This window comes from Pseudomonas sp. 18.1.10, from assembly GCF_024655625.1.
Taxonomy (GTDB): domain Bacteria; phylum Pseudomonadota; class Gammaproteobacteria; order Pseudomonadales; family Pseudomonadaceae; genus Aquipseudomonas.
In genome coordinates this window covers 1-10,239 of record NZ_JANLGL010000194.1, presented here as the reverse complement: position 1 = coordinate 10,239, position 10,239 = coordinate 1, and the positions used below count along the sequence as shown (strand labels likewise).

Genomic DNA, 10,239 nt, shown 5'->3' with positions numbered 1-10,239 from the left:
AACATCTATTGTGACTGAAACACCGCCTTCGCGAGCAAGCCCGCTCCCACATGGGTTCAGCGGTGCTCTCAGAGCCCCACCACATCCTCCGCCTGCAACCCCTTCTCGCCGGTCACCACGGCGTATTCCACCTGTTGGCCTTCGGCCAGCGAGCGGTGGCCGTCACCGCGAATGGCGCGGTAGTGCACAAACACATCCTTGCCATCATCACGCTGAATAAAGCCGTAACCCTTTGCATCGTTGAACCACTTCACATTGCCGGTTTCGCGCGTTGCCATCTGTTTAACTCCCACATGCTTTTTATTGTTGAGTCGCTCGCATTGAACTGCCGAGTATAAGACAGGTTCAAAAACCATCAACTCAAGTTTACATCGCTGCTTTTTTGCCGATTTTCGGCGAATACGGCACACTACCCGCCCGAGCGCCTGCTCGGTTTTTCCCACTTGAAGCAGCACGCCTATGACCCGCTCCCCGTTCCGCCGTCTGGTGTTTGGCACCTTGCGCCGACTGTTGTACCTCTGGGTTCGCTCGGAGACGATCAACCAGTCGTCCCTTACCCTCAACCTGGACCGCAGCCGGCCGGTGTTCTACGTCCTGCAATCGCCCTCCCTCACCGAACTGGCCGTGGTCGACGCCGAGTGCACCAAGGCCGGCCTGCCGCGCCCGGTGCTGCCGGTCGCGGTGGGGCCGCTGATGGAACCTGCGGCGTTCTTCTACCTCACGCCCGAGCCGGACTGGCTCGGCCGCCAGGACAAGCGCGGCGCACCGCCCACACTGACCCGCCTGGTCAACACCCTCAGCGAGCACGCCGAAGAGAATGCACAAATCATTCCGGTCAGCGTGTTCTGGGGGCAGTCGCCCGAGAGCGAGTCCAGCCCGTGGAAGCTGCTGTTTGCCGACAGTTGGGCGGTCACCGGGCGCCTGCGGCGCTTTCTGAGCATCCTGATCCTGGGGCGCAAGACTCGCGTGCAATTCTCCGCGCCTATCAACCTGCGTGAATTGATCGAGCACAATAAAGGCCACGAACGCACGGTGCGCATGGCCCAACGGATCCTGCGGGTGCACTTTCGCAACCTGAAGACCGCCGTGATCGGCCCCGACCTGTCCCACCGGCGCAACCTGGTCAAAGGCCTGGTCAATATGCCGCTGGTGCGCCAGGCCATCCTCGATGAGGCCGAACGGGAAAAAATCAGCCCGGAAAAAGCCAAGGCCCAGGCCCTGCGCTATGGCAACGAGATCGCCTCGGACTACACCTACACCGCGATCCGCTTCCTCGAAGTGGTGTTGAGCTGGTTCTGGAACAAGATCTACGACGGCATCAAGGTCAATAACATCGAAGGTGTGCAAAAGGTTGCCCAGGGCTACGAGGTGATCTACGTGCCGTGCCACCGCAGCCATATCGACTACCTGCTGCTCTCCTACCTGCTGTTCAAGAACGGCCTGACCCCGCCGCACATCGCCGCGGGCATCAACCTGAACATGCCCGTGATCGGCAGCCTGCTGCGCCGTGGCGGTGCGTTTTTCATGCGCCGCACCTTCAAGGGCAACCCGCTGTACACCTCGGTGTTCAACGAATACCTGCACACCCTGTTCACCAAGGGCTTCCCGGTGGAGTACTTCGTCGAAGGCGGGCGCTCGCGCACCGGGCGCATGCTGCAACCGAAGACCGGCATGCTGGCGATCACCCTGCGCAGCTTTTTGCGCTCCTCGCGCATGCCCATCGTGTTCGTGCCGGTGTATATCGGCTACGAACGCGTGCTCGAAGGCCGCACCTACCTGGGCGAACTGCGCGGCGCGAGCAAGAAGAAAGAATCGATCTTCGATATTTTCAAGGTGGTCGGCGCGCTCAAGCAGCGTTTTGGCCAAGTTGCGGTCAACTTCGGCGAGCCGATCAAGCTGGCGGAATTCCTCGACAACGAACAACCGGACTGGCGCAGCCAGGAGCTGGGCCCGAACTACAAGCCGGCCTGGCTCAACGAAACCACGAACCGCCTCGGCGAACAGGTGGCCCGCCACTTGAACGAAGCCGCTGCGGTGAACCCGGTGAACCTGGTGGCCCTGGCGCTGCTGTCCACGACGCGCCTGGCCCTGGATGAACAGGCCATGGCGCGCCAATTGGACCTGTACCTGGCGCTGCTGCGCCGCGTGCCCTACTCGCCCCACACAACCTTGCCCGAAGGTGATGGCCTGGCGCTGATAAAACACGTCAAGGACATGGACCTGCTGTCGGAACAGAGCGACGCCCTCGGCAAGATTTTGTACCTGGACGAGCAGAACGCCGTCCTGATGACCTACTACCGCAACAACGTGCTGCACATCTTCGCGTTGCCGGCGTTGCTGGCGAGTTTCTTCCAGAGCAGCTCGCGCATGAGCCGCGAACAGATCCTGCGCTACACCCACGCGCTGTACCCGTACCTGCAATCGGAGCTGTTTATCCGCTGGTCGCTGGAGGAACTGGACACCGTCGTCGATCAATGGATGGACGCCTTTGTCGAGCAAGGCCTGCTGCGCTTCGAGAACAACGTGTTCCTGCGCCCGGCGCCCAGCTCGCGGCACTTTGTGTTGTTGACGTTGCTGTCCAAGAGCATCGCCCAGACCCTGCAACGCTTCTACATGGCGATCTCGCTGCTGCTCAACAGCGGCCAGAACAGCATCAGCGCCGAAGAACTGGAGGACCTGTGCACGGTGATGGCCCAACGCCTGTCGATCCTGCATGGCCTCAACGCCCCGGAGTTCTTCGACAAGAGCCTTTTCCGACATTTTATCCAGACATTGCTGGAGCAAGATGTGCTGCGCCGCGACGAAGCCGGCAAGTTGAGCTACCACGACCTGCTCGGCGAACTGGCCGAAGGCGCGGCCAAGCGCGTGTTGCCGGCGGAAATTCGCCTGTCGATCCGCCAGGTCGCGTTGCACCGCGTGGACGACACGCCGGTCGAATCCGAGCCTCTCCAACCTGAAGAAAACCGCTAGATTGAATAAGGTGCCGGGCTGTTTCCGGCGCCGCTGACAAGGAGCTGCACCATGAAAAAGATCATCCTCCTCGGCCTCACCGCCCTGCTCGGAGCCTGCCAAACCATGACGCCCGCCCCCAAGGCCAGCCTCGATGGCGAAGTGTTCTACCTGCAACGCATCGCCCTGCCGCCCACCGCCACCTTGAGCGTCAGCCTGCAAGACGTGTCCCTGGCCGACGCACCGGCGGTGACCCTCGCCGAGCAGAAAGGCCCGGTCAAAGGCCAGGTGCCGCTGCCGTTCCACCTGAGCTACGACCCGGCCCAGGTCAAGCCCGGCCACAGCTACTCGGTCAGCGCTCGCATCGAAGTGGATGGCAAGCTAATGTTTATCACCACCGAACGGCACTCTGTGCAGCTCAACGGCCAGGACCCGCAACCGCTGCGCCTGCGCGTCGATGCTGTGGCCCACTGAACTCGATCAAAAGGAAGCGCCCATGCTCCGTAACTCCCTTCGCTTTACTGCCCTGTGTGCCGGCCTGCTGCTGGGGGCCAACGCCATGGCGCTGGACCTCTCCAGCCTGTCCCAAGGCGACGCTTCCGGCGGCCTCAAGGACGCACTGACCCAAGGCGCGCAGATCGCCGTGAAACAGCTGGGGGTGCCGGGTGGTTTCAGCAACAACCCCGACGTGAAGATCGGCCTACCGGGCAAGTTGGGCAAAGTGGCTGACAAGCTGAAAATGTTCGGCATGGGTGACCAGGTTACGCAACTGGAAACCAGCATGAACAAGGCCGCGGAATCCGCCGTGACCCAGGCCCAGCCGATCCTGGTCAACGCCGTGAAAAACATGAGCGTGACCGACGCCAAGGGCATCCTCAGCGGTGGCCAGGACTCGGCCACCCAGTACCTGAACAAAAGCAGCCGCGAACAGATCCGCGCCAAGTTCCTGCCGATCGTGAAAGCGGCCACCGACAAGGTCGGCGTGGCCCAGCAGTACAACGCCCTGGCCGGCAAGGCGGCGGCGTTTGGTGCAGTGGATGCTAAAAGTGCCAACGTCGAGAACTACGTGACCGAGCAGGCGCTGGATGGTTTGTTCAAGATGATTGCGCAGCAGGAAGAGACCATTCGCAAGAACCCGGCAGCGGCAGCCACCAGTTTGGCGAAGAAGGTGTTTGGCGCGCTGTAACCCACTCACTCAGTGCGCCCAAGCCGCTCGCAAGGGACTTGGGCGCAACTGTCTTACGCTAGTCCCTTAGCGATTCAACGAAAAAAGCGGATACAAAGGTCGGCTCGGCAACGGGTGCTCAAAGCCCACCTGTGGATACGGTTTATTCTGCCCGGGCCTGCCGGGAAGGGGATGGCCGTAACCTGGCGGAGTCGAGTGGGTGTGATGCTGGCAAAGTTTTCCATACCCTGGCCTCTGTGGCGCAGCCGATTCATAACCTTTGCCAGGCAGTTGATTGCCCAGCAAAGCGCCGAGAAACGCACCTTTGAACGCTGCAATCGCAGTAAAAAACGACATGTGACACTCCATGAACTCAATGAAAGAGGCCTGGCCGCCAACCAGCAAAGCCAGAACCTGTGCCTGTCCATCAGGCAAATCTGAGTGGAGTGTCATGGGCGTAACGTTCCCTGCTCCTGGAGCGCCCTTTGCATCGGCATGTAAATGCCTCAGTGAAGGACCGAGTCAGCCAGCCGTCCCATCATGATCGTCGCGAAGCAGCCAATCGCCACGGACGTCGCCCGGTTGATCTTCAACGGCGTCAGCCAGGTTTTTTGAATCCCTTCGAAACGACTGCCCAGCACAATCCAGGCAGACCCTACCGGTATCACCACCAGCGCCAGCGTAGCCATGAAGCCGACATAACCTTGCAATGTGGAAAACGCATTGGCGGGTGCGATGAACGACGCGATCAGCAGGCCCTTGGGATTCATGACCGTCAGCCAGAAGAAATACGGCCCGGAGAAACGGTCAGCGCCTGCATCGACGGTGCTGTTCTTGCGCTGCCAGAGCGTGTACGAGACATACAGCAGGTAACAGGCCGCCGCCAGTTGCGTCGCCTTCAGCGCCCACGGCGAGAACGCCGCCAGGTACAGCAGCGCCACGCCCCACACCGAGACTTGCAGCAGGTAGGCCAGGCACTCGATAAACGCGAGCTTCCAGGACGCCTGGTAGCCGAACAACACGCCTGCACGAAACAGCAGGGTGTTGGTCGGGCCAGGGGCAAGCAATAACAACATCAGGGCTGAAACAGTGGCCAACATGATTACGCGACGTCCTTCCTCACTCGGAACCACGCAGCATACAGGGCCGGCAGGAACAATAGGGTCAACGCCGTCGCCACAATCAACCCGCCCATGATCGCCACGGCCATCGGCCCGAAGAACACACTGCGGGACAGCGGGATCATCGCCAGCACCGCCGCAAGGGCTGTGAGCACAATCGGGCGGAAGCGTCGGACGGTGGCTTCGATGATGGCTTGCCATGGCGCCAGGCCGGCCTTGATGTCCTGTTCGATCTGATCCACCAGGATCACCGAGTTGCGCATAATCATCCCCGATAAGGCGATGGTGCCGAGCATGGCCACAAAGCCGAAGGGCTGGCGGAATACCAGCAGGAACAGCGTCACGCCGATGAGGCCCAGCGGCGCCGTCAGAAACACCATCGCCGTGCGTGAGAAGCTGCGCAGTTGCAGCATCAGTAATGTCAGCACCACCACGATGAACAACGGCACCCCGGCTTTCACCGAATTCTGGCCGCGCGCGGAGTCTTCGACCGTGCCGCCGACGTCCAGCAAGTAACCATCCGGCAGTTCGGCGCGCACACCTTCAAGGGTTGGCAGGATTTGCTGGACCAGGGTCGCCGGTTGTTCCTTGCCGTAGATATCGGCGCGCACGGTCACCGTTGGCAGGCGGTTGCGGTGCCAGATGATGCCTTCTTCGAAGCCGTATTCCAGGGTGGCGATCTGCGACAACGCCACGCTTTTGCCGTTGTCGGTCGGCACCGCCAGGCTTGGCAGCAACGACAGCTCGGTGCGCTCATGCACGGTGCCGCGCAGAAGAATCTCGATCAACTCGTTGTCCTCCCGGTACTGGCTGACACTGGAACCGGTGAGCGAGCTTTGCAGGAACTTCGACAGGTTGGCAGTGCTCACGCCAAGGGCGCGTGCGCGGTCCTGGTCGATATTGAGGTAGACGATCTTGCTCGGCTCCTCCCAGTCCAGGTGCACGTTGACCACGTGGGAATTTTCGCGAACCTTGGCCGCCACTTTCCGCGCCAGGGCGCGGACTTCTTCAATGTGCTCGCCGGTCACGCGGAACTGCACCGGGTAACCCACGGGCGGGCCGTTCTCCAGGCGCGTGACCCGCGAGCGCAACTGCGGGAATTGTTCGTTGAGGGTTTCGATCAGCCACGTGCGCAGGCTTTCGCGCTCTTCGATGGTTTTGGCCAACACCACGAACTGCGCAAAACTCGCCGCAGGTAATTGCTGGTCCAACGGCAGGTAGAAGCGCGGCGAGCCGGTGCCGACATAGGCCACGTAGTTGTCGATGCCGGCGTGTTCCTTGAGCAGCGCTTCCAGGCGCTTGACCTGATCGGCGGTGTTGCTCAGGGAAGTGCCTTCGGCCAGTTTCAGGTCGACCATCAGCTCCAGGCGACCGGAGGCCGGGAAGAACTGTTGCGGCACAAAACGAAACAGCGCCACCGAGCCGATAAACAGCAGCAAGGTCAGGACGATCACGGTTTTGCGTCGACGCACGCACCATTCCACCAAACGTCTTACCCGCTGGTAGAAGGGTGTGCCGTAGGGATCAGGCCCGTCAGTACCGTGCTTGGCCGCGTGAATCTTCGCAAGGTCCGGCAGGAGCTTTTCCCCCAGGTACGGCACGAACACCACGGCGGCGACCCACGAGGCCAACAACGCGATCGTGACGACCTGGAAGATCGAGCGGGTGTATTCGCCGGTGCTCGATTGCGCGGTGGCAATCGGCAAGAAACCGGCGGCCGTTATCAGTGTGCCGGTGAGCATCGGGAATGCGGTGCTGGTCCAGGCGAAACTCGCGGCCTTGAGCCGGTCGTAGCCCTGTTCCATTTTGATCGCCATCATTTCCACGGCGATGATGGCATCGTCCACCAGCAGCCCCAGCGCCAATACCAGCGCGCCCAGGGAGATCTTGTGCAAGCCGATGCCGAGGTAATACATGCTGGCAAAGGTCATTGCCAGCACCAGCGGAATCGCCAGCGCCACCACCATGCCGGTGCGCACACCGAGGGAGAAAAAGCTCACCAGCAACACGATGGCCAAGGCTTCGGCCAGTACCTGGACGAATTCGCCGACACTGGTTTTCACCGCTGCCGGTTGGTCCGACACCTTGCGCAGCTCCATACCGGCCGGAAGGTTCTTCTGCAGGCGTGCGAACTCGCCTTCCAGCGCCTTGCCCAGTACCAGGATGTCGCCACCGTCGCGCATGGCCACGGCCAGGCCGATGGCGTCCGCGCCCATGTAGCGCATGCGCGGTGCCGGTGGGTCGTTGAAGCCGCGGTGGATGTCCGCCACGTCGCCAATGCGGAAGGTACGGTCACCGACGCGGATCGGGAAGTTGTGGATCTCGTCCACCGTCTTGAAGTTACCCGACACCCGCAGCTGCACACGTTCGGTCGGGGTTTCGAAGAAGCCGGCGGTGGAGACCGCGTTCTGCTCCTGCAAGGCCTGCTGTACGGCGGCCAATGGCAAGCCAAGGGTGGCCAGCTTGAGGTTGGACAGTTCGATCCAGATCTTCTCGTCCTGTAGGCCGAGTAGTTCGACCTTGCCCACATCCGGCACCCGTTGCAGTTGAATCTGGATGCGGTCGGCGTAGTCCTTGAGCACGGCGTAGTCGAAACCGTCGCCGGTCAGGGCGTAGATATTGCCAAAGGTGGTGCCGAACTCATCGTTGAAAAACGGCCCCTGGATATCCGGCGGCAGGGTCTGGCGGATGTCGCTGATCTTCTTGCGCACCTGGTACCACAGCTCGGGAATCTGCGCCGAGTGCATGGAGTCCCGGGCCATGAAGGTGACCTGGGATTCGCCGGGGCGCGAGAACGACACGATGCGCTCGTACTCGCCGGTCTCCATCAGCTTTTTCTCGATGCGCTCGGTAACCTGGCGCGAGACTTCCTGGGCCGTTGCGCCTGGCCAGTTGGTCTTGATTACCATGGCCTTGAAGGTGAACGGCGGGTCTTCGCTTTGTCCCAGCTTGGTGTAGGACAAGGTGCCGACAACCGCCAGCAGGATCATCAGGAACAGTACGATCTGGCGATTACGCAACGCCCATTCGGAAAGATTGAAACCCATCGGGGACTACTCCTTGGCCGCCAGATTCACCACCCGGTTGGAACGATCCACCGGACGCACTTGCTGGCCCTCATGGAGCACATGCACACCCGCGGCGATCACCCAGTCCGTGGGGCTCAAGCCTTCCAGCACGGGCACGCTTTTCTCGCCGAAGGCGCCGATACGGACCGGGGTGCGTTTGAGGGTGTTGTCCGCCTGCACGCGCCAGACGTAGGAATCGCCGTTTTCTGCACTGAGGGCAGACAGCGGTACCGACAGGGGAATCACGCCGTCGGCTTGTATGAACACACGGGCGCTTTGTCCCAGTTCGGCGGGGACCTTGCCGCCGGTGAACGCGACGCGAGCGGCAAAGGTGCGTGATTTGGGATCGGCGGCCGGCGACAGTTCGCGAATACGCCCGGCGAAACGCTGGTCGGGCTGGCTCCACAATTCGACGGACACCGGCTGGCCGATCTTGAACCGACCGAAACCTTGCTCCGGCAGGCTGATCGACACTTCGCGCTCACCGTCGGTGGCCAGGGTAAACACCGTCTGGCCGGCAGACACCACTTGGCCCACTTCCACCGCGCGCTTGGCGACGACGCCGTCCTGCGGTGCACGCAACGTGGCATAACCGGCCTGGTTGCTCGACACGTCGAATTCGGCCTTGATCTGCTTGAGGCGTGCTTCGCCGGATCGGTAGAGGTTTTCCGAATTGTCGTACTGGGAACGGCTGACCATCTGACGGTCCATCAGGGTCTTGTAGCGGTCACGCTCGGCGCGCACCAGGCTCAGGTTGGCCTCGGCGGCGGCCACTTGGGCGCGGGTAGCTTCCAGTTGCAGGCGCACGTCTTGCGGGTCCAGTTCGGCCAGCGGCTGGTTGGCCTTGACCCGCTCGCCCTCCTCCACCAGGCGCTTGCTGACTTTGCCGCCGATGCGAAAGGCGAGGTCCGGCTCATAGCGCGCACGCACTTCGCCGGGGTAGCTGTCACTCGCCTGCGCCGAAGGCTGCGGTTGCACGACCATGGCCGGGCGGATAACGGTCTGGGCCGCTTCCTCATGGCCGCAGGCGGCCAGAAGAATGGCCAAGCTGACAGGCAACGCAAGGGGCAGGAAAGTGCTGCGCATGCTGAAGGACCTTTCGCAAATGGAGCTAGGAATAATTATACTGGCCGGTATGTTATTAATACCAAACTCGCCAGTCCAGTATTAAAGGTGAAAATGTCCGACAATCCTCTCAACACCAATAGCCCCGGGCGTCCCAAGGACATGGCAAAACGCCAGGCTATCCTCGAAGCCGCGAAAGTCCTGTTTTTGAGCAATGGTTACGCCAGTACCAGCATGGACGCGGTAGCACTGGAGGCCGGCGTGTCGAAGCTGACCGTCTACAGCCACTTCACCGACAAAGAGACCTTGTTCACCGCGGCCGTGGTGGCCACGTGCGAAGAACAACTGCCGGTGATGTACTTCGAGCTGCCCGCCGACATGCCTGTGGAGACGGTGTTGCTGAATATCGCGCGGGGGTTCCATCGGCTTATCAACAGTGAGGAATCGGTGAACCTGCATCGCCTGATGATGACCACCGGCAATCAGGACGTGAAACTCTCCCAGATTTTCTTCGAAGCCGGCCCGATGCGCATGTTGCAGGGCATGGAGCGCCTGTTGAGCAAGATCGACCAGAGCGGCGCGCTGAGCATCGACAAGCCGTTTACGGCGGCCGAGCACTTCTTTTGCCTGCTCAAGGGCACGGCGAATTTCTGCTTGCTGTATGGCTGTGGCGGGCAGCTGAGTGACGAAGCCGCCGAGGCGCATGTGCGGGATGTGGTGGGGTTGTTTATGCGTGCTTATCGGGCCTGAGTATTGCGGTGGCTGGGCGGGCGCTTTCGCGAGCAAGCCCGCTCCCACATTCGACCACATTCCAAAGTTGGAACTCGGTCAAATGTGGGAGCTGGCTTGCTCCCGAAGGCGGCATCAGCCT

Annotated in this window: 9 protein-coding genes; 5 read left to right on the top strand and 4 right to left on the bottom strand. The window is 61.5% G+C overall.

The window, feature by feature from the left end:
* Positions 1-68: 68 nt before the first annotated feature.
* Positions 69-278, bottom strand: coding sequence for a cold-shock protein (locus NUV89_RS23830; protein ID WP_017738302.1), 210 nt, complete (start codon positions 276-278; stop codon positions 69-71).
* Between the two features lie 181 nt (positions 279-459).
* On the opposite strand from NUV89_RS23830, the gene plsB reads away from it, so the two are divergent.
* From plsB to NUV89_RS23810, 4 genes are all read left to right on the top strand, one after another.
* Positions 460-2,970 carry a glycerol-3-phosphate 1-O-acyltransferase PlsB gene (gene plsB / locus NUV89_RS23825; RefSeq protein WP_257783255.1) on the top strand — a complete coding sequence of 837 codons (2,511 nt, stop codon included), beginning with the start codon at positions 460-462 and terminating at the stop codon, positions 2,968-2,970.
* Between the two features lie 51 nt (positions 2,971-3,021).
* A complete protein-coding gene (locus NUV89_RS23820; RefSeq protein WP_124526046.1) occupies positions 3,022-3,423 on the top strand; it encodes a YbaY family lipoprotein in 402 nt (133 codons plus the stop codon).
* 22 nt (positions 3,424-3,445) lie between these two features.
* On the top strand, positions 3,446-4,135 hold the full coding sequence (locus NUV89_RS23815) for a DUF4197 domain-containing protein (RefSeq protein WP_257783254.1): 690 nt from the start codon (positions 3,446-3,448) through the stop codon (positions 4,133-4,135).
* Between the two features lie 195 nt (positions 4,136-4,330).
* Positions 4,331-4,555, top strand: a complete 225-nt coding sequence (locus NUV89_RS23810; RefSeq protein WP_257783253.1) for a hypothetical protein — start codon at positions 4,331-4,333, stop codon at positions 4,553-4,555.
* Positions 4,556-4,620: 65 nt separating this feature from the next.
* On the opposite strand, the gene NUV89_RS23805 is transcribed toward NUV89_RS23810, so the two are convergent.
* The 3 genes from NUV89_RS23805 to NUV89_RS23795 are packed head-to-tail and all read right to left on the bottom strand — an operon-like array spanning position 4,621 to position 9,389.
* The gene (locus tag NUV89_RS23805) at positions 4,621-5,214 is read right to left on the bottom strand and encodes a LysE family translocator (RefSeq protein WP_257783252.1); all 594 of its coding nucleotides are present in this window, start codon (positions 5,212-5,214) and stop codon (positions 4,621-4,623) included.
* 2 nt (positions 5,215-5,216) lie between these two features.
* The gene (locus NUV89_RS23800) at positions 5,217-8,282 is read right to left on the bottom strand and encodes an efflux RND transporter permease subunit (protein WP_257783251.1); all 3,066 of its coding nucleotides are present in this window, start codon (positions 8,280-8,282) and stop codon (positions 5,217-5,219) included.
* A gap of 6 nt (positions 8,283-8,288) precedes the next feature.
* A complete protein-coding gene (locus NUV89_RS23795) occupies positions 8,289-9,389 on the bottom strand; it encodes an efflux RND transporter periplasmic adaptor subunit (RefSeq protein ID WP_257783250.1) in 1,101 nt (366 codons plus the stop codon).
* Positions 9,390-9,482: 93 nt separating this feature from the next.
* Here NUV89_RS23795 and NUV89_RS23790 point away from each other — a divergent pair, with 93 nt between their 5' ends.
* Positions 9,483-10,118 carry a TetR/AcrR family transcriptional regulator gene (locus tag NUV89_RS23790; RefSeq protein WP_257783249.1) on the top strand — a complete coding sequence of 212 codons (636 nt, stop codon included), beginning with the start codon at positions 9,483-9,485 and terminating at the stop codon, positions 10,116-10,118.
* Positions 10,119-10,239 lie beyond the last annotated feature (121 nt).